This window comes from Halorubrum sp. C191 (assembly GCF_002727095.1).
Classification (GTDB): domain Archaea; phylum Halobacteriota; class Halobacteria; order Halobacteriales; family Haloferacaceae; genus Halorubrum; species Halorubrum ezzemoulense.
Genome location: NZ_NHNZ01000133.1, coordinates 1 through 17,371 on the forward strand (window position 1 = coordinate 1; position 17,371 = coordinate 17,371).

Consider the following 17,371-nt stretch of genomic DNA (forward strand, 5'->3'; position numbering starts at 1 on the left):
GCGGCTTCCTCGCGTACGCCGGGCTCTCCTTCGCGGTGCTCGGCATCGGCGCGGTCGTCGGCGGGTTCGCCGGGCGGTTCGCCGTCGGCCCCTTCTACGCGGCGGACGCCGCAGGGGTCGAGGGGACGGCGCTGCTCGTCGGCGCGACGCTGGCGGGCGTCGCCGTCGGCGCGCTGTTCGGGTTCGTCCTCACCCGGACGACGCTCGTGGTCTCGACGGCGCTCATCGGCGCGGCGTTCGCCTCGCGGTCGCTGACGCCCGCGAGCTTCGAGACGGCCGCCGCGGAGACGACCGTCCAACCCCTCCTCTTCGACCTCTCGGCGCCCGCGTTCCTCGCGGTGTTCGTCCTCGGGGCGCTCTCGCAGCTGGGGCTGTTCCGGTTCGGCTACGTGACGAAGCTCGTCGGGCTGCTGCCCGGCGCGCGCCGGTGGACGGCGGACGACGACCGCGACGCGGACGCGGCCTGACCGCCTCTCAGACGCCCCGACGCGGTCACTCGTACTCGTAGAACCCGCGACCGGTCTTCTTGCCGAGGTCGCCCGCCTCCACCTTGCGCTTGAGGAGGTACGCCGGCTTGTAGCGGTCGCCGAGTTCGTCGTGGAGCGTCTCGCTTGCGTCGAGCGCCACGTCGAGGCCGATGTGGTCGGCGAGTTCGAGCGGCCCCATCGGGACGTTCGTGCCGAGCTTCATCCCGCGGTCGATGTCGGCCTTGTCGGCGACGCCCTCGTCGTACGCGCGGATCCCCTCGTTTATCCACGGCATCAGGATCCGGTTGGTGACGAACCCGGGCTTGTCGTCGGACTCCCACGTCTCCTTGCCCAAGTCCTCGGCGAAGGCGTGCGCGAAGTCGACGACCGCCGGGTCGGTGCGCTCGCCCACCACGACCTCGACGCCGTCCATGATCGGGACGGGGTTCATGAAGTGGAGGCCGACCACGTCGCTCGCGCGCTCCGTCGCGCTCGCGATGGTCGTGATAGACAGCGTGGAGGTGTTCGTCGCGAGGACGACGTCGTCGTCGGTGACGCGGTCGAGGTCGCCGAACACGTCGCGTTTTACCTCGAGGTCCTCGATCACGGCCTCGACGACGAGGTCGGCGTCCGCGAGGTCGTCGAGGGCCGTCGTCCCCGTGATCCGGTCGCGGACCGCTTCGGGGTCCTCGTCGAGCGCGCCCTTTCCGGCCAGCCGGTCGAGGCTGTCCTCGACGCTGTCGAGGCCGCGCTCGACGTACTCGCGCTCCACGTCCCGCATCACCACGTCGTATCCCGCCGACGCCGCGACCTGCGCGATCCCGTTGCCCATCGTCCCGGCGCCGACGACGCCGACGACCTCGATTTCGGAAAGCGTTCGCATGTGACTCGCTGCCGCGCCGCGGCTGGTAAGTATTGCGAAAGCCGGTCCCGAACGCGTTCGCACCGGAGAAATTAACAATTCGAGTAGTAACGCGTTTCGAAGCCGATCGCGCAAAAACGACCCGAGGCGCCGCTCAATCGGCCGCTAAGTTTCTTTACGTCCGCCGACTTCACCACAGCCCTTTTTACGTATGTAACGGAACTACGAACTGATGCTTCCTCACGCCGCCGACGACATTTCGCGCGACGGTAAGTCGCTCATCCTCGCGTACGACCACGGGCTCGAACACGGGCCGGTCGACTTCGAGCCGAACCCGGACACGGCGGACCCGGAACGGATCTTCGAGCTCGCCACCCACGAGGCGGTCACCTCGCTCGCCGTCCAGAAGGGGCTCGCCGAGGCGTACTACCCCGACTACGAGGACGAGGTCAACCTCCTGTTGAAGCTCAACGGGACCTCCAACCTCTGGCGGGGAGAGCCGAACAGCGCCGTCAACTGTACGGCCGAGTACGCGGCCGAACTGGGGGCCGACGCGGTCGGGTTCACGGTCTACGGCGGGTCGAACCACGAGGTAGAGATGGCCGAGGAATTCCGCGACGCGCAGGAGGGCGCCCGCGAACACGACATGGCCGTCGTCATGTGGTCGTACCCGCGCGGGCAGGGGCTCCGCAACGACGCGAGCCCGGACGTCATCTCGTACGGCGCGCGGCTCGGCCTGGAGCTCGGCGCCGACGTGGTGAAGGTGAAGTACCCCGGCTCCGCCGAGGCGATGGGCGACGCCGTCGAGATGGCCGGCCCCGCCGACGTCGTCATGTCCGGCGGGACGATGCGCGACGACGAGGCGTTCCTCCGGAACGTCTCGAACGCCATCGACGCGGGGGCCACCGGCATCGCCGTCGGCCGAAACGTCTTCCAGCGCGACGAGCCCGAGCGCATCCTCGACGCCTTGGAGGCCGTGATCTTCCAAGAGTCCGACCCGGCCGAGGCGCTGGCCGTCGCCGAGAGCGACGACTGATGTCCTCACCGGACTCGACCGTCGACGCGGTGTTCGACGCGGTCGCGGCGACGGCCCCCGAGATCCGCGCCGCGCTCCCCGGCCGCCGCGTCGAGAGCGGGACGGAGAACGAATCCGGCGAGTCGGTGCTCGCGGGCGACCTGTACGCCGACGAGCTCCTCGGCGACGCGATAACCGCGGTCGACGGCGTCGGCTCGTTCGTCAGCGAGGAGCGTGAATCGGCGGTCGACGCGGGCGGCGCCGTCGGGAGCGGCGCGGGCGACGCGCTCGCCGTCGCGATCGACCCCCTCGACGGCTCCTCGAACCTCCGGTCGAACAACGCGATGGGCACCGTCGTCGGCGTGTACGACGCGCCGCTGCCCGCGAGCGGCCGCGACCTCGTCGCCGCCGGCTACGTCCTCTACGGCCCGATCACGACGATGGTCGTCGCCGACGAGACGGGCGTCCGCGAGGAAGTGGTCACCGCCGACGGCGACGGCGTCGAGAGGTCCGTCGTCGAGGCCGACCTCTCGCTGCCGGCGACCCCGACTGTCTACGGGTTCGGCGGCCGGGTCCCCGACTGGCCCGCGGACTTCCGCGCGTACGCCCGATCGATCGAAGACGAGCTGAAGCTCCGGTACGGCGGCGCGATGGTCGGCGACGTGAACCAGGTGCTCACCTACGGCGGCGTGTTCGCCTACCCCGCCCTCCGGAGCGCGTCCGAGGGGAAGCTCCGGCTACAGTTCGAGGCGAACCCGATCGCCTACATCGTCGAGCGCGCGGGCGGCGCGTCCTCGGACGGAACCGGCTCGATCCTCGACGTGGAGCCCGAGGCGGTTCACCAGCGCACGCCGGTTTACGTGGGCAACGAGGCGCTGATCGAGCGGCTGGAAGCCGCCGTCGACGCGGAGTAGCAGCGGGGTACCGCTCCGGACGAGCGGCGCGCCGCCCCGGGCCGCCGGCCGACGCGGGCCCGTCGAATCCCGCATGGAAAACTGTTTAGGATCTACCGCAAATCTTGCGTCCATGAAAGTCCACGTCGGCGCGGCGGCGACGCCCGAGGAGGCTGCGGCGATCGCGAAGTCGCTCGCCGAACACCTCGGCGTCGACGTCGACGTCCACGTCGAGGGCGAGGAGACGCCGGTCGCCAGCGCCGAGCCGTCCGAGCCGAGCTACCCGCTCGACGACGACCTCGGACCGACCGACCGCGAGCGCGACCTCCGCGCCGAGATAGCCGACATCCGCGAGGGCGGCCCGGAGAAGTACCGCGACCGGCTCTCGGAGCAGGGGAAGCTGTTCGTCCGCGACCGCCTCGACCTCTGGTTCGGCGGCGAGGGCGGGACCCGCGGGACCGGCGACGCCGGCGCCGCGGACGGCGACCCCGCGGGGGTGAAGTTCGAGGACGGGAAGTTCGCCGCGTTCGACGACTGGCACCCCGACGCGCCCGCCGGCGAGGACGAAGCGGGGAACGAGCGCGGCGGCGACCGCCTCCCGGGCGACGGCCTGCTGACGGGCGCGGCCGAGTTCGAGGGGCGCGACGTCCACTTCATGGCCAACGACTTCACCGTGAAGGCGGGGTCGATGGCGTCGAAGGGCGTCGAGAAGTTCCTTCGGATGCAACAGCGGGCGCTGAAGACGGGGAACCCGGTGCTCTACCTGATGGACTCCTCCGGTGGTCGGATCGACCAGCAGACCGGCTTCTTCGCCAACCGCGAGGGGATCGGGAAGTACTACTACAACCACTCGATGCTCTCCGGCGCGGTGCCGCAGATCTGCGTCCTCTACGGCCCCTGTATCGCCGGGGCCGCCTACACGCCCGTCTTCGCGGACTTCACTGTGATGGTGGAGGACATGTCCGCGATGGCGATCGCCTCCCCGCGAATGGTGGAGATGGTCACCGGCGAGGAAATCGATCTGGACGATCTCGGCGGGCCCCGCGTCCACGCCGAGGAGTCGGGGTCGGCGGACCTGATCGCCCGCGACGAGGAGCACGCCCGCGAGCTGGTCGCCGACCTGATCGGCTACCTCCCCGACCGGGCCGGCGAGAAGCCCCCGCGGCGCGAGACGAAGCCGCCGAAGCTCTCGCCCGACGGGATCGACGAGCTGATCCCCGAGTCGCCGAACCGCCCGTACGACGCCCACGACCTGATCGACCGGATCGCCGACGCCGAGTCGGTGTTCGAGCTGAAGGAGGGGTACGGTCCGGAGATCGTCACGGCGTTCTGCCGGATCGACGGGCGGCCGGTCGGCGTCGTCGCCAACCAGCCGACGGAGCGGTCGGGCGCGATCTTCCCGGACGCCGCGGAGAAGGCCGCGGAGTTCATCTGGACCTGCGACGCCTACGAGATCCCCCTGCTGTACCTCTGTGACACGCCCGGCTTCATGGCGGGCTCGCAGGTGGAGAAGGACGCCATCTTAGAGAAGGGGAAGAAGATGATCTACGCCACCTCCTCGGCGACGGTGCCGAAACAGACCGTCGTCGTGCGGAAGGCGTACGGCGCGGGCATCTACGCGATGGGCGGGCCGGCCTACGACCCTGAGAGCGTCATCGGCCTTCCCTCCGGCGAGATCGGCATCATGGGCCCCGAGGCCGCGATCAACGCGGTCTACGCCCGGAAGCTCGCCGAGATCGACGACCCCGAGGAGCGCGCCGCCGAGGAGGAGCGCCTCCGCGAGGAGTACCGCGAGGGGATCGACGTCCACCGCATGGCGAGCGAGGTCGTCATCGACGAAATCGTGCCGCCCTCGGACCTCCGCGCCGAGCTCGCCGCGCGGTTCGACTTCTACGAGGACGTTCAGAAGGACCTGCCGGACAAGAAGCACGGGACGATCCTCTGACCGGGTGAAACGGGCGGAGCCGGGCTACAGCGCCGCGACGAGGTCGCCGCCGAACAGCTCGACTGCGCTCTCGACGCCGAGCGCGACGGCCAGCCCGATTCCCAGGAGCGCGCCGGCGTAGGCGGCCGACCCGAGTAGCGACGCGGCGGCGAACCGCGGCGCGGACACCGACGACGCGCTCGCGCTGGGCACCGCGAGCCACCCGCGCGTCCCGGGGACGGCGTTCGAGGCGGCGACCGCCGGGAGCCCCCACCGGTCGAGCCAGCGCGTCGCGCCGTCCAGTCGCCCCGCGTCGACCGGGACGGCCCTCGACGCCGTCGGATCCAGGTCGAACCGACGGACGACGACGAAGAGCAGCGACTGGCCGGTCGTCGCCCCGACGACGGCCGCCGCGAACACCGGGACGACCGCCACAGCGTCGACCCCCGCGGCGACCACCGCTGCGACAAAGAGCGTCCGCGCTGGCAGCACCTTCCCGACGAGGGCGCCTTCGAGCGCGAAGACGACGAAGACCGCGACGGCGCCGTAGGTGCCGACGAGGGCGAGCGCCGTCTCAGCGTGGGCTCCGATCACGACCGCCCTCCGGGCCCCACAGCTAAAACACCCCCCGAGCCGGCTGTTCGCACGCGTCAGGCCGCTCCGCGGACCCGGTCGCGGTCGCCGCCCCCGCCTCGGGTGGCTATTTATCGGCCGCGGGCCTCGTGGACGCATGGTCACCGTCGGCGACACCGCCCCCGACTTCGCCGCGCCCGCGGTCGGCGGGGCTCCGGACGGCGACGCGGAGCGCACCGCAACCGAACTGGCGCTGTTCCGGTTGGTCGAGGCGCACGACGCCGTCGCTCTCTGTCTCGCGCCCGCGACGTTCGTGCCGCCCTGTACCGCGGCGCTCGCCGCGGTCCGCGACGCCGGCTGGTACGACCGCGACGGCCTCGCCGTCGTTGCGCTCACGGGCGACTCGCTGTACGCGGCGTTCGCGTACGCCGACCGGTTCGGACTCCCCTTCCCGGTCGTCGCCGACTTCCACGGCGGCGTCGCCGAGTCGTACGACCTGCTCGCCGACTCGTGGGAGGGGCATTCAGGCATCCCGCGGCGCGCGACGGTCGTGATCGACGGGGACTGGACGGTCCGGTTCGCCGAGGCGACCGACGATCCCCTCGACCGCGCCGACCCGGCGCCGGTCCGGCGCGCGGCCGAGACGCTCCGCGAGATCGGGATCGACGTGGACCGGCCGCGGGTGAACTACGACGGGCCGTGGTGAGCGCGGCGCGGACGAGCGCGACGGCGGCGCGGTCCGTGACTCGCCCGGTCGCGTCACGCGTCGGCGTCGCCGTGGTTATTTGACGCCCCCGCGCGGAGGGGGCGACATGGACGCCGCCTTCGCGGAGTACCTCGACGAGTTCACGCGCCGCGACTGGGAGACGCTCGACCCGGCCGCCGTCGCCGACCCAGTCAGGGTCGCGGTCGTCGGCCTCGGCTGGTTCGCCCGGGAGTGGGCGCTGCCCGGCATCGCGCGGTCGGCGTACACCGAGGCCACCGTCGTCAGCGACGTCGACCCCGCGGCGGTCGAAGCGGTCGCCGCCCAGCGCGACCTGACGGGCCTCACGCCCGAGGAACTGCGATCGGGGGCCGCCGCGGACGCGTACGACGCCGTCTACGTCGCGACGCCGAACGCGACCCACCTGGAGTACGTCGAGGCCGCCGCACAGCAGGGGAAGGCGGTCCTCTGCGAGAAGCCGCTGGAGGTGACGCCGGAGCGCGCGCGGAAGCTGGTGGCGGCCTGCCGCGACGCCGGGGTGCCCCTGATGGTCGGCTACCGGATGCAGACCGACCCCGCCGTCCGGCGGCTCCGCGACCTCCTCGACGCGGGCGTCGCCGGCAAGGTGATCCACGTCCACGCGACGATGTCGCAGACGATGCTCGGCGAACTCGGAAGCGACACGGACCAGTGGCGGCTCGACCCCTCGCTGTCGGGCGGCTGCGCGGTGATGGATCTGGGCGTCTACCCGCTCAACACGACGCGGTTCGCACTCGGCGAGGACCCGGTCCGGGTGTCCGGCCGGACCCGGTCGGAGCACGAGGCGTTCGCCGACGTGGACGAGCACGCCTCGTTCCGACTCGAGTTCCCGGACGACGTCGACGCGTTCTGTACGGTGAGCCAGAACGCCCAGCACGCGAGCCGGCTGGAGGTCACCGGGACAGACGCCAGACTCGTCCTCGACCCGGCGTTCTACGAGCGCGAGGACCGCGGATTCGCCGTGGTTCGCGGCGGGACGCGGGTCGATGTCGACTTCGAGCAGGTCCACCAGATCGAAGAGGAGTTCGCCTACTTCGGTCACCAGCTGCTGGCCGACGAACCGTTCCACCCCGACGGCGAGCACGCGCTCACGGACATGCGCGCGCTCGCCGGCGTCTACGAGTCGGCCGAGACCGGGCGGCCGGTCGAACTCGGAGACTGAGCCGCGACCGCGGCTGCGAGCCCACTACTGTTCGATCCCGTACACGTCGCTCGTCCAGTCGCGGGCCGGGGTGTCGTACACCGGGGCGTCGCGGTCGCACCCGTCGAGCCGTCGCCGATCGGCCTCGTCGAGCTCCCAGTCGAGGTCGGCGTTGGCCCGGACGTGCTCCGGGGTCGACGAGCGCGGTAGCGGGACGACGCCGCGGTCGATCGCCCACCGGATGATCACCTGCGCCGGGTGCTTGTCGTACTGCTCCGCCAGCTCGGCGACGACCTCGTCGCCGAACACGTCGGTCCGCGCGAGCGGGGCCGCGGCCTCGATCACGGTGTCGGTCTCGCGGCAGTAGTCGACGAGGTCGGGCCGCTGGAACCACGGGTGAAACTCGATCTGGTTGACCGCGATCGGCACGTCGGAAATGTGGTGCGCGCAGCTGAGCTGGTACGCGCTGAAGTTCGAGACGCCGATATCGCGGACGAGCCCCCGCTCGCGCAGCTCCGCCATCGCCTGGAGCGTCTCGCGCAGAGAGATGGCGGGGTTCGGCCAGTGGATCAGGTACAAGTCGAGGTAGTCGGTGCCGAGCCGGTCGAGCGACGCCTCGCACGATTCGATCACCGACTCGTAGTTGAGGTTCTTCGCGAGCACCTTCGAGGTGAGGAAGACGTCGTCGCGGTCGACGTCGCTCGCCGCGAGCGCCTCCCCGATGACCGCCTCGTTGCGGTACCCCTCCGCGGTGTCGATGTGCGCGTAATCGGCGTCGAGCGCCGCCCGAACGCTGTCGGCCGTCTCGTCGTCGTCGAGGTCGTACGTGCCCAGCCCGAGCGCCGGCAGCTCCGCGCCGCTCGGGAGCGTCTTCGTTGGTACGGTCACGCGAGGGGGGTTCGCCGGATCACCGATTGAAACTACCGGTCGGGGAATCTCGTGCGGCGGCGCGTGCCTGCGAGGCCGCCACGCGGCCGAGCAGCACGCGCGAGGGAGTCGCGAGCGAAGCGAGCGGAAGTCAGGCCGGTACATGACCGCAGGGAGTACACCGGCCGAGATTCGAACTCAGAATCAGACGTGCCCGCTCACGGCTCGCTCTGCTCGCCGTTCGCTGCGCGCGACTGATAGCGCTCAAGTCTCTCTCGGTCATTCTGCTCACTTCGTTCGCAAGTCCGCTGAGCGGAGTGAAGCGGACGCTGGCTGGCGCAGTCAGTCGGAAAATGCACCGGCCGAGACTCCCGCAAGCAGAGCGAGCGGGAGTCAGGTCGGGGCACGACCGCAGGGAGTGCACCGGCCGAGATTTGAACTCGGGTTGCAACCATGGCAAGGTTGCGTGATACCACTACACTACCGGTGCGTGCTTCGCATCCGATCGTAGCCCGGGTCGGAGATATAAGGGTTCCGAACGACGGTCGGCGGAAGGGTCATCGGTGCCGCGCCCCCACACGGATCCGTACCCGAACGATGACCGACCTGCCCGACCGCGCCGACCGACGCACCGTCCTCCGCGCGACCGCCGGGCTCGCCGGCATCGCCGCGTTTCCCGCCGTCGCCGGCTGTCTCGGGGGCGGCGGCTCTCCCGGCGGCGACGAGGCCGGAGGCTCCGGCGACGACGGCGGCGACGCCCCGCCGGACGACGGCGCGGGCGTCGCGTACGACGTCGAGACCGTCGCGGAGGGGTTCGAGAACCCGTGGGCGCTCGCCTTCCTACCCGACGACGGTCGCCTGCTGGTCACAGAGCGACCGGGACGGCTCTCGCTTGTCGACCCCGCGGACGGGGCCGTCGAGGCGGTCGCGGGCGCGCCAGAAGTGTTCGCGGAGGGGCAGGGCGGCCTGCTCGACGTTGCGGTCCACCCGGACTACCCGGCCGACCCGCGCGTCTACCTCACGTACGCGGCGGCGAACGACGCGGGCGAGGCGACGACGCACGTCGGGACCGGACGGCTCTCACTCGACGGCGGCGACGCGCCGGTGCTCGACGAGTTCGAGCCAATCCGGGTCGCCGAGCCGTTCCGCGGCGGCGCGAACCACTTCGGCTCCCGGGCGACGTTCGGCCCCGAGGGGTCGCTGTTCGTCACGGTCGGCGACCGGCGCGACACGGACTTCGGACCCGACCACGTCTCGCAGGACCGTTCGAACGAGCTGGGCGCGACGCTGCGGCTGACCCCGGACGGCAACGCCCACCCCGACAACCCGTTCGTCGACGACCCGGACGCGGCCGACGCGCTGTACAGCTACGGGCACCGGAACCCGCAGGCGATGGCGGTGCGGTCCGAGACGGGCCGGATCTGGCAGTGCGAGCACGGCGAAGAAGACGGCGACGAGATCAACGTGATCGAGCGCGGCGGCGACTACGGCTGGCCGGTCGCCAGCGAGGCGTGCCGCTACGGGACCGACGACCCCTTCGCGCCGGGCCACGAGGACCGCGACGGCGTGATCGCGCCGGTCCACCACTGGCCGTGCGGGTCCGGCGGCTTCCCGCCGAGCGGCGCGGTCTTCTACGACGGCGACGCGTTCCCCGAGTGGCGGGGCGACCTGTTCGCGGGCACGCTCGCGGCGCGGTACCTCGGGCGGTTCACGGTCGACGGCGACGGCCTCGACGCGACCGTGACCGAGCGCGAGCCCCTGCTCGCCGACCGCGGGTGGCGCATGCGCGCGGTCGCGGTCGAACCGGACACGGGGAACCTCTACGTCGCGGTCGATGACGGCGACGCGCCGGTGGCGCGGGTCGTTCCGGCGTGAGGGGTTGCCTCCGCGGCGACGCGGATCCGTGTGACGAGTTGGCTCGGATTCGCGGGCGGAATCCCCGCGCAGACCCCGTGTGAACGCGGCACAGCCGGATATCGGGACCGCTATCCTTTTACCGTGCCGTCCGGAATCGAAGGTTACAGTCTCGCCACGATGCGTACCGAAGACGGACTCACGATCTGTGTTCCGTCTTCGCTCGTCCGGGAAGCCGAGGACGACCGCGAGGCGACTCGCAAACTCGGCTACGTCGCCCGTGCGGCGGCGGTGTTCCGGGCGGATCGGCTCGTGGTCTTCCCCGACCGGGAAGGCGACGGGCGACGGGGCGGGGAGTACGTCCGCACCGTGCTGGGGTACGCCGCGACGCCGCCGGAGCTCCGAAAGGACCTCTGGGGGCAGCGCGACGAACTCCGGTACGTCGGTGTGCTTCCCCCGCTCCGCGTGCCGTGGCGGACCGGCTCGACCCCTAGCGGGGAAGAGTCGAAAACACAGGGACTCGTGACCGAGGTCGGACCTGAAGGCCGCGTCCGGGTCAATTCCCCGCTGCGGGAACACCCGATCTCCCTGCTCGTCCCCTCCGGAATGGAGGTCGAGCGGGGGGAGCGCGTCACCATCAGGGTCTCTTCGAGAGAACCGGTCCGCGCCCGCATCACCGGGAAGCCGGAGGTCGGCTTCCAGGTCGCGGCCGCGGACCTGTCGGAAGCGCTCGCCGGCGACGGACTGGCCGTCGCGACGTCGCGACACGGAGCGGAACTCTCCGTCTCGCGGCTCGGCGACCTCGTCTCGGACGCCCGCGAGGCCGGCGGTTACACCGTCGCCTTCGGCGCGCCCGAGCGGGGGCTTCCGGAGATGCTCGGGCTTTCGCCCGACCGCATTCGGGCGGCCGTCGCCGACGGCCGCTCGGTCGAACCCGATCCGGGGTTCGACCTCTGGCTGAACACGATCCCGGCACAGGCGAGCGAGGTCGTCCGGACGGAGGAGGCTCTGTTCGCGACCCTCGGCTCGCTCACACTCACGGAGTAAACACATGCCACAACCAAGCCGACCACGAAAAGGCTCGCTGGGCTACGGCCCGCGCACCCGCGCAGACAGCGAGGTGCCGCGCATCCGTTCGTGGCCAGAAGACGACGGGGCCCCTGCGCTGCAGGGATTCGCCGGCTACAAGGCCGGGATGACCCACGTCATGATGGTCAACGACGAGGCGAACTCGCCGCGTGAAGGGATGGAAGAGGCCGTCCCCGTCACCGTCGTCGAGACGCCGCAGATGCACGCCGTCGCCGTGCGCGCCTACGAGAACACGCCGTACGGACAGAAGCCGGTCGAAGAGGTCTGGGCGACCGAGTTCCACGAGGAACTCGACCGCGCGCTCGACCTCCCGGCGGAAGACACCTTCGAGGAAGACGCCGACGAGCTCCGCGCGCTGCTCGACGACGACGTCGTCGACGACGTGCGCGTCATCACGCACACGGCGCCCTCGGAGCTCTCGAACGTCCCGAAGAAGAAGCCCGACATCATGGAGACGCGCGTCGGCGGCGGCTCCCTCGAGGAGCGCGCCGACTTCGCGCTGGACCTCGTCGCGGAGGGCGGCGCCCACGAGTTCGGCGACGTCTTCCGCGCGGGCCAGTACACCGACGTCTCCGGCATCACGAAGGGGAAGGGGACGCAGGGTCCCGTCAAACGCTGGGGCGTTCAGAAGCGGAAGGGCAAACACGCCCGCCAGGGATGGCGGCGTCGGATCGGCAACCTCGGTCCGTGGAACCCCTCCCGCGTCCGCTCCACCGTCCCCCAGCAGGGGCAGACCGGCTATCACCAGCGCACCGAGCTCAACAAGCGCCTCATCGACTTCGGCGAGGGCGACGACGCCTCCGTCGACGGCGGCTTCGTCAACTACGGCGAGGTCGACGGTGAGTACGCGCTCATCAAGGGCTCGCTGCCCGGTCCGGACCAGCGCCTGCTGCGGTTCCGCCCGGCCATCCGGCCGAACGACCAGCCGCGCCTCGACCCCGAGGTCCGGTACGTTTCCACCGAATCCAACCAGGGATAACCAATGAACGCAACAGTACACGACCTGGACGGCGAGGAGGCGGGCAGCGTCGAGCTGCCGGCCGTCTTCGAGACCGCGTTCCGACCGGACCTCATCGGTCGCGCGGTCGACGCCGCTCAGGCCAACCGGAAGCAGGCCTACGGGGCCGACGAGTTCGCCGGGCTGCGGACGCCCGCAGAATCGTTCGGCTCCGGCCGCGGGCTCGCGCACGTGCCACGTTCCGAGAACGTCGCCCGTCGCGTCCCGCACGCCGTGTCGGGGCGCGCCGCGCACCCGCCGAAGGCCGAGAAGGACCAGTCGAAGCAACTGAACGACAAGGAGCGACAGCTCGCGATCCGGTCGGCCATCGCGGCCACGACCGACGCCGAGCTCGTCGCCGAGCGCGGCCACGCGTTCGACGAGGACCTCGACCTCCCGCTCGTCGTGAGCGACGAGTTCGAGGACCTCGAGAAGACGCAGGACGCCCTTGGCGTGCTCGAAGCCGTCGGCGCCGACGCCGACATCGAGCGCGCCGAGGAGGGTCGCTCCGTCCGCGCCGGACAGGGCAAGGCCCGCGGCCGCAAGTACCGCCAGCCCAAGTCCGTCCTCGTCGTCACCAGCGAGGAGCCGTCCCGCGCCGCCCGCAACCTCGCGGGCGTCGACGTCGCGACCGCTCGCGAGGTCAACGCGGAGGACCTCGCGCCCGGCGCGCACCCGGGCCGACTCACGCTGTGGACCGAGAGCGCCGTCTCGGAGGTGGCCGACCGATGAACTCGATCATCGAGCATCCGATCGTCACCGAGCAGGCGATGAACGAGATGGACTTCAACAACAAGCTGCTGTTCCTCGTCGACGTGGACGCGACCAAACCGGAGATCGAGTCCGAGGTCGCCGAGCGCTACGACGTGGGCGTCGTCAACGTGAACACGCAGGTGACGCCGCAGGGCGAGAAGAAGGCGGTCGTCACCCTGTCCGCGGACGACGACGCGACCGAAATCGCCTCGCGTATCGGGGTGTTCTGAGATGGGACGACGAATCCAAGGACAACGGCGCGGACGCGGCGGCCCGACGTTCCGGGCCCCCTCCCACCGTTACAAGGCGGAACTGTCGCACAAGAAGCTCGAAGACGTGGACACGGTCACCGGCGAGATCGTCGGGATCGAACACGACCCGGCCCGCTCGGCCCCCCTCGCGGAGGTCGAGTTCGAGGACGACGACCGTCGGCTCGTGCTCGCGCCGGAAGGCGTACGCGTGGGCGAGACGATTCAGGTCGGCGTCTCGGCCGAGATCAAGCCGGGCAACACGCTCCCGCTGGCGGAGATCCCCGAGGGCGTCCCGGTGTGTAACGTCGAGAGCAACCGCGGGGACGGCGGGAAGTTCGCGCGCGCCTCTGGCGTGTCGGCGACACTCCTCACCCACGACCGCGACGTCGCGGTCGTCCAGCTCCCCAGCGGCGAAGTGAAGCGACTCGACCCGCAGTGCCGCGCCACGATCGGCGTGGTCGCGGGCGGCGGCCGGACGGAGAAACCCTTCGTCAAGGCCGGCAACAAACACCACAAGATGAAGGCGCGCGGCACGAAATACCCGCGCGTCCGCGGCGTCGCGATGAACGCCGTCGACCACCCCTTCGGTGGCGGTGGTCGCCAACACCCCGGCCAGCCGAAGTCCGTCTCGCGGGACGCCCCGCCGGGACGCAAGGTCGGTGACATCGCATCCAAGCGCACCGGACGAGGTGGCAACAAATGAGTTCAGACTACCGAACCGGCCGCGAGGGCGAGGAGTTCGCCTACCGCGGTCACTCGCTCGACGAGCTGCAGGAGATGGACGTAGACGAGGTCGCGGAACTGCTCCCCGCACGCCAGCGGCGAAGCATCGTTCGCGGACTCGGCACCGAACAGCAGAAGCTGCTGGAGACGGTCCGGAGCCGCGACAAGGAGACGACGGCGGACGACCCGATCCGGACGCACCTGCGCGACATGCCGATCCTGCCGGAGTTCGTCGGCGTCACCTTCGCCGTGTACAACGGCCACAGCTTCGAGCGCGTTCAGGTTGAGCCCGAGATGATCGGGCACTACCTCGGTGAGTTCCACCTCACGCGAAGCACCGTCGAACACGGTCAGGCCGGCATCGGCGCGACCCGGTCCTCGAAGTTCGTGCCCCTCAAGTAACCCATGGGAATCAACTACAGCGTCGAGGCCGACCCGGAGACCACCGCCAAGGGGATGCTCCGCGACCGGCCCATCAGCGTGAAGGACAGCAAGGAGATCTCCCGAGAGATCAAAGGCGAGACGGTCGCCGACGCGGAGGAGTTCCTCCAGGAGGTCATCGACGAGGAGACGTCGGTGCCGATGCGCCAGCACAACGCCGGCGCGGGCCACCGCTCCGACATCGACGGCTGGGACGCGGGACGGTACCCCGAGAAGGCCGCCAAGGACTTCCTCAAGCTCTTGGAGAACGTCAAGAACAACGCCGACGAGCAGGGGTTCGACGGCGAGGCGATGGTCATCAAACACGTCGCCCCTCACAAGGTCGGCGAGCGACCCGGTCGGAACCCCCGCGCCGCGGGCGCGACCGAGTGGAACACCACGCTCGCGGACGTCGAACTGATCATCGAGGAGCTGGAGGCTGACAACTAATGGCTGACGAACACCAATTCATCGAGGACGGCCTGCGCCGTTCCCAGATCAACGAGTTCTTCGCGGACGAGCTCGGCCGCGCCGGCTACGGCGGGATGGACGTCGCCCAGACGCCGATGGGCACGCAGATCGTCCTGAAGGCCGAAAAGCCCGGGATGGTGATCGGGAAGGGCGGGAAGAACATCCGCAAGATCACCACCGAGCTCGAGGACCGCTTCGACATGGACGACCCGCAGATCGACGTTCAGGAGGTCGACGAGCCCGACCTGAACGCACAGATCGTCGCGGACCGTCTGGCGAACGCCCTCGAACGCGGCTGGTACTTCCGGAAGGCCGGTCACACGACGATCGACCGCATCATGGACGCGGGCGCGCTGGGCGCCGAGATCGTCCTGTCCGGCAAGGTCACCGGCGCGCGCTCGCGCGTCGAGAAGTTCAACCGCGGCTACATCAAGCACAACGGCGAACCCGCCGAGGAGGTCGTCGACCACGGCCAGGGCGTCGCCGTCATGAAGCTCGGGACGATCGGCGTCAACGTGAAGATCATTCCGCCGGGGGCGACGCTCCCGGACGACTTCCAGATCCGCGAGGACGCCGAGGTCCCCGAGGTCGAGCAGGCGGCCGCCGGCGCCGGCGACGACGAGGGCGTCGAGGCGCTGCTCGAAGAGGATCCGGAGGAGGTTCCCGACGTGGGCGCCGACGAGGATGTCGATGTCCCCGACGAGGACCCCGCGGATGTCATCGACGAGGAGGTCGTCGAGGAGGTCGTCGAGGAGACGCAGGACACGGCCACCGAGGCGACCGACGTCGCCGCGGAGGAGCCGGTCGGCGACGCGGACGCCGACGAGCTCGACGAACTGGACGAAGAGATCGAGTCCGAGGCGGCCGACCTCGTCGCGGAGATGGAGGCGGCCGACGAGGAGGAGGAGGACGAATAATGGCGATCCTCTACACCGACGAGATCCGCGACATGACCGCGGCGGAGCGCCAGGTCGAACTCGAGGAGCTCGAGACCGAGCTGCTCAACTCGAAGGCGCAGCGGGCGGCCGGCGGCATGCCGGAGAGCCCGGGCCGCGTCAACGAGCTCAAGAAGACGATCGCCCGGATCAAGACGATCCAGGCGGAAGAAGGCGACTTCGACGAGGACGAAGCGTAAGATGATCTCCCCCGACACACTCGTCCGGCACGAGCTCGTCGGCCTCCCGGTTCGGGTGGCCGACGCCGACAGCGACGCCCACGTGGGTATCGCCGGTCGCGTGCTCGACGAGACGTTCGGTACCCTCGTGGTCCGAACGGCGTCGGGGGACAAACGCGTGCCCAAGTCGGGCGCGACGTTCGAGTTCGGCGTCGCCGAGACGCCGACCGCTCGCACAGATGAAGCCGCCGGCGACGGACAGTCGCCGGGGTCCGCGTCCCAACTCGGGTCGGATACTACGGGGGTCCGCCCCCGTCAGTCTGGCCCGTCCGGATCCGCAAGCGTCGTCGACGGTGACGGCGCGGGTCCGGCGAGCCGCCGAGGCGAGTGCAAAGACGCGGTCTACGCGACGGTGGATGGCGATCGGTTGCGATATCGGCCCGCCGAACGCACCGAACGAGGTGCCACACAATGGCGATAGGAATCGACGTACCCACGCCTCCGGAGCCAGACAACCCGGAGGATTACGACTACGAGAAATGCCCGTTCTACGGGCAGCTCTCCGTCCGCGGCCAGACCCGCGAGGGGACGGTCGTGTCGACGGATATGGAAAAGACCGTCATCGTCGAGCGAGAGTACGACGTGTTCGTACCGAAATACGATCGGTACATGAAGCGTCGCTCGCGCATCCCGGCCCACGTGCCGGGCGTGCTCGACTCGCTCGAAGTCGGTGACGAAGTGACGATCGCGGAGACGCGACCGCTCTCGAAGACGAAGTCCCACGTCGTCGTCGAGATCCGCTCGGGTGATCAGTGATGGAGGCGCTCAAGGCCGACGTCACGCAGGGGCTCTCGAAGGGCTCGCTGATCACGTGCGCCGACAACACCGGCGCCCGTGAGCTGAAGGTCATCTCCGTGTCGGGCTACTCCGGCACGAAGAACCGCCACCCGAAGGCGGGGATCGGCGACAAGGTGACCGTCTCGGTCACCAAAGGGACCCCGGAGATGCGGCGGCAGGTGCTGGAGGCGGTCGTCGTCCGCCAGCGCAAGCCGATCCGCCGTCCGGACGGCACGCGCGTGAAGTTCGAGGACAACGCGGCCGTCATCATCGACGACCTCGAGGAGCCGCGGGGCACGGAGATCAAAGGCCCCGTCGCCCGCGAGGTCGCCGAACGGTTCGGGAGCATCGCCTCGACCGCGACGATGATCGTCTAAC

Annotated in this window: 22 protein-coding genes and 1 tRNA gene; 19 read left to right on the top strand and 4 right to left on the bottom strand. The window is 70.3% G+C overall.

Translation table 11 applies throughout. The features are described 5' to 3' along the window. The coding region (locus Z052_RS12790) for a phosphate ABC transporter permease (protein WP_099289102.1) at positions 1–467 on the top strand (467 nt) is incomplete at its 5' end. A gap of 25 nt (positions 468–492) precedes the next feature. Here Z052_RS12790 and Z052_RS12795 read toward each other — a convergent pair. Further along, entirely contained in the window at positions 493–1,350 is an 858-nt protein-coding gene (locus Z052_RS12795; protein WP_049930162.1) for a 3-hydroxyacyl-CoA dehydrogenase family protein, read from the bottom strand. Positions 1,351–1,561: 211 nt separating this feature from the next. Between Z052_RS12795 and Z052_RS12800 the strand changes: the two genes are divergently transcribed. The 3 genes from Z052_RS12800 (at position 1,562) to Z052_RS12810 (ending at position 5,182) form a co-directional block, all read left to right on the top strand. Further along, positions 1,562–2,365: a class I fructose-bisphosphate aldolase gene (locus tag Z052_RS12800; protein WP_086219875.1), complete on the top strand. Its 804-nt coding sequence runs from the start codon at positions 1,562–1,564 to the stop codon at positions 2,363–2,365. Continuing rightward, entirely contained in the window at positions 2,365–3,258 is an 894-nt protein-coding gene (locus Z052_RS12805; protein WP_049930165.1) for a class 1 fructose-bisphosphatase, read from the top strand. Before Z052_RS12800 ends, Z052_RS12805 begins: the two co-directional genes overlap by 1 nt. 112 nt (positions 3,259–3,370) lie before the next feature. Further along, positions 3,371–5,182 carry an acyl-CoA carboxylase subunit beta gene (locus Z052_RS12810; RefSeq protein WP_094521456.1) on the top strand — a complete coding sequence of 604 codons (1,812 nt, stop codon included), beginning with the start codon at positions 3,371–3,373 and terminating at the stop codon, positions 5,180–5,182. A 24-nt stretch (positions 5,183–5,206) separates the two neighbouring features. On the opposite strand, the gene Z052_RS12815 is transcribed toward Z052_RS12810, so the two are convergent. Then, positions 5,207–5,755, bottom strand: a complete 549-nt coding sequence (locus Z052_RS12815) for a VTT domain-containing protein (protein ID WP_094521455.1) — start codon at positions 5,753–5,755, stop codon at positions 5,207–5,209. A gap of 136 nt (positions 5,756–5,891) precedes the next feature. On the opposite strand from Z052_RS12815, the gene Z052_RS12820 reads away from it, so the two are divergent. Next, a complete protein-coding gene (locus Z052_RS12820) occupies positions 5,892–6,440 on the top strand; it encodes a redoxin domain-containing protein (protein WP_094521454.1) in 549 nt (182 codons plus the stop codon). A gap of 106 nt (positions 6,441–6,546) precedes the next feature. Then, on the top strand, positions 6,547–7,638 hold the full coding sequence (gene gfo6, locus Z052_RS12825) for a D-xylose 1-dehydrogenase Gfo6 (RefSeq protein WP_099289103.1): 1,092 nt from the start codon (positions 6,547–6,549) through the stop codon (positions 7,636–7,638). A 24-nt stretch (positions 7,639–7,662) separates the two neighbouring features. Here the strand turns inward: gfo6 and Z052_RS12830 are convergent, their stop codons facing one another. Continuing rightward, the gene (locus tag Z052_RS12830) at positions 7,663–8,505 is read right to left on the bottom strand and encodes an aldo/keto reductase (protein ID WP_099289104.1); all 843 of its coding nucleotides are present in this window, start codon (positions 8,503–8,505) and stop codon (positions 7,663–7,665) included. 398 nt (positions 8,506–8,903) lie between these two features. After that, positions 8,904–8,974: transfer RNA gene (locus tag Z052_RS12835), tRNA-Gly, on the bottom strand. A gap of 107 nt (positions 8,975–9,081) precedes the next feature. Here Z052_RS12835 and Z052_RS12840 point away from each other — a divergent pair. From Z052_RS12840 to Z052_RS12900, 13 genes are all read left to right on the top strand, one after another. After that, complete coding sequence (locus tag Z052_RS12840; RefSeq protein WP_094579883.1) at positions 9,082–10,359, top strand: PQQ-dependent sugar dehydrogenase; 1,278 nt, start codon at positions 9,082–9,084, stop codon at positions 10,357–10,359. A 159-nt stretch (positions 10,360–10,518) separates the two neighbouring features. Then, positions 10,519–11,385 (top strand): putative RNA uridine N3 methyltransferase, encoded by an 867-nt coding sequence (locus Z052_RS12845; RefSeq protein WP_086216126.1) that lies wholly within the window; start codon positions 10,519–10,521, stop codon positions 11,383–11,385. Between the two features lie 4 nt (positions 11,386–11,389). After that, the gene (locus Z052_RS12850) at positions 11,390–12,406 is read left to right on the top strand and encodes a 50S ribosomal protein L3 (protein ID WP_049930179.1); all 1,017 of its coding nucleotides are present in this window, start codon (positions 11,390–11,392) and stop codon (positions 12,404–12,406) included. Between the two features lie 3 nt (positions 12,407–12,409). After that, positions 12,410–13,156: a 50S ribosomal protein L4 gene (gene rpl4p / locus Z052_RS12855; protein WP_086216128.1), complete on the top strand. Its 747-nt coding sequence runs from the start codon at positions 12,410–12,412 to the stop codon at positions 13,154–13,156. Then, positions 13,153–13,407: a 50S ribosomal protein L23 gene (locus Z052_RS12860; RefSeq protein ID WP_049930182.1), complete on the top strand. Its 255-nt coding sequence runs from the start codon at positions 13,153–13,155 to the stop codon at positions 13,405–13,407. The genes rpl4p and Z052_RS12860 overlap by 4 nt, the downstream gene beginning before the upstream one ends. Position 13,408: 1 nt before the next feature. Further along, the gene (locus Z052_RS12865) at positions 13,409–14,131 is read left to right on the top strand and encodes a 50S ribosomal protein L2 (protein WP_049930183.1); all 723 of its coding nucleotides are present in this window, start codon (positions 13,409–13,411) and stop codon (positions 14,129–14,131) included. Further along, on the top strand, positions 14,128–14,553 hold the full coding sequence (locus Z052_RS12870) for a 30S ribosomal protein S19 (RefSeq protein ID WP_049930185.1): 426 nt from the start codon (positions 14,128–14,130) through the stop codon (positions 14,551–14,553). Before Z052_RS12865 ends, Z052_RS12870 begins: the two co-directional genes overlap by 4 nt. 3 nt (positions 14,554–14,556) lie before the next feature. Continuing rightward, positions 14,557–15,021 (top strand): 50S ribosomal protein L22, encoded by a 465-nt coding sequence (locus Z052_RS12875; protein WP_099289105.1) that lies wholly within the window; start codon positions 14,557–14,559, stop codon positions 15,019–15,021. Next, entirely contained in the window at positions 15,021–15,959 is a 939-nt protein-coding gene (locus tag Z052_RS12880; protein WP_049930186.1) for a 30S ribosomal protein S3, read from the top strand. Before Z052_RS12875 ends, Z052_RS12880 begins: the two co-directional genes overlap by 1 nt. Beyond that, on the top strand, positions 15,959–16,177 hold the full coding sequence (rpmC, locus tag Z052_RS12885; RefSeq protein WP_006114466.1) for a 50S ribosomal protein L29: 219 nt from the start codon (positions 15,959–15,961) through the stop codon (positions 16,175–16,177). The genes Z052_RS12880 and rpmC overlap by 1 nt, the downstream gene beginning before the upstream one ends. Before the next feature lies 1 nt (position 16,178). After that, a complete protein-coding gene (locus tag Z052_RS12890; RefSeq protein WP_086216132.1) occupies positions 16,179–16,637 on the top strand; it encodes a ribonuclease P protein component 1 in 459 nt (152 codons plus the stop codon). Then, complete coding sequence (locus Z052_RS12895) at positions 16,628–16,972, top strand: 30S ribosomal protein S17 (RefSeq protein WP_006114464.1); 345 nt, start codon at positions 16,628–16,630, stop codon at positions 16,970–16,972. The genes Z052_RS12890 and Z052_RS12895 overlap by 10 nt, the downstream gene beginning before the upstream one ends. Continuing rightward, positions 16,972–17,370 carry a 50S ribosomal protein L14 gene (locus Z052_RS12900; protein ID WP_004597429.1) on the top strand — a complete coding sequence of 133 codons (399 nt, stop codon included), beginning with the start codon at positions 16,972–16,974 and terminating at the stop codon, positions 17,368–17,370. The genes Z052_RS12895 and Z052_RS12900 overlap by 1 nt, the downstream gene beginning before the upstream one ends. Position 17,371: the final 1 nt, after the last annotated feature.

Excerpts from the sequence above, each read along its gene's own strand:
- Z052_RS12795 (WP_049930162.1), bottom strand. The coding sequence starts at position 1,350 with ATGCGAACGCTTTCCGAAATCGAGGTCGTCGGCGTCGTCGGCGCCGGG.
- Z052_RS12800 (WP_086219875.1), top strand. The coding sequence starts at position 1,562 with ATGCTTCCTCACGCCGCCGACGACATTTCGCGCGACGGTAAGTCGCTC.
- Z052_RS12805 (WP_049930165.1), top strand. The coding sequence starts at position 2,365 with ATGTCCTCACCGGACTCGACCGTCGACGCGGTGTTCGACGCGGTCGCG.
- Z052_RS12810 (WP_094521456.1), top strand. The coding sequence starts at position 3,371 with ATGAAAGTCCACGTCGGCGCGGCGGCGACGCCCGAGGAGGCTGCGGCG.
- Z052_RS12820 (WP_094521454.1), top strand. The coding sequence starts at position 5,892 with ATGGTCACCGTCGGCGACACCGCCCCCGACTTCGCCGCGCCCGCGGTC.
- gfo6 (WP_099289103.1), top strand. The coding sequence starts at position 6,547 with ATGGACGCCGCCTTCGCGGAGTACCTCGACGAGTTCACGCGCCGCGAC.
- Z052_RS12840 (WP_094579883.1), top strand. The coding sequence starts at position 9,082 with ATGACCGACCTGCCCGACCGCGCCGACCGACGCACCGTCCTCCGCGCG.
- Z052_RS12845 (WP_086216126.1), top strand. The coding sequence starts at position 10,519 with ATGCGTACCGAAGACGGACTCACGATCTGTGTTCCGTCTTCGCTCGTC.
- Z052_RS12850 (WP_049930179.1), top strand. The coding sequence starts at position 11,390 with ATGCCACAACCAAGCCGACCACGAAAAGGCTCGCTGGGCTACGGCCCG.
- rpl4p (WP_086216128.1), top strand. The coding sequence starts at position 12,410 with ATGAACGCAACAGTACACGACCTGGACGGCGAGGAGGCGGGCAGCGTC.
- Z052_RS12860 (WP_049930182.1), top strand. The coding sequence starts at position 13,153 with ATGAACTCGATCATCGAGCATCCGATCGTCACCGAGCAGGCGATGAAC.
- Z052_RS12865 (WP_049930183.1), top strand. The coding sequence starts at position 13,409 with ATGGGACGACGAATCCAAGGACAACGGCGCGGACGCGGCGGCCCGACG.
- Z052_RS12870 (WP_049930185.1), top strand. The coding sequence starts at position 14,128 with ATGAGTTCAGACTACCGAACCGGCCGCGAGGGCGAGGAGTTCGCCTAC.
- Z052_RS12875 (WP_099289105.1), top strand. The coding sequence starts at position 14,557 with ATGGGAATCAACTACAGCGTCGAGGCCGACCCGGAGACCACCGCCAAG.
- Z052_RS12880 (WP_049930186.1), top strand. The coding sequence starts at position 15,021 with ATGGCTGACGAACACCAATTCATCGAGGACGGCCTGCGCCGTTCCCAG.
- rpmC (WP_006114466.1), top strand. The coding sequence starts at position 15,959 with ATGGCGATCCTCTACACCGACGAGATCCGCGACATGACCGCGGCGGAG.
- Z052_RS12890 (WP_086216132.1), top strand. The coding sequence starts at position 16,179 with ATGATCTCCCCCGACACACTCGTCCGGCACGAGCTCGTCGGCCTCCCG.
- Z052_RS12895 (WP_006114464.1), top strand. The coding sequence starts at position 16,628 with ATGGCGATAGGAATCGACGTACCCACGCCTCCGGAGCCAGACAACCCG.
- Z052_RS12900 (WP_004597429.1), top strand. The coding sequence starts at position 16,972 with ATGGAGGCGCTCAAGGCCGACGTCACGCAGGGGCTCTCGAAGGGCTCG.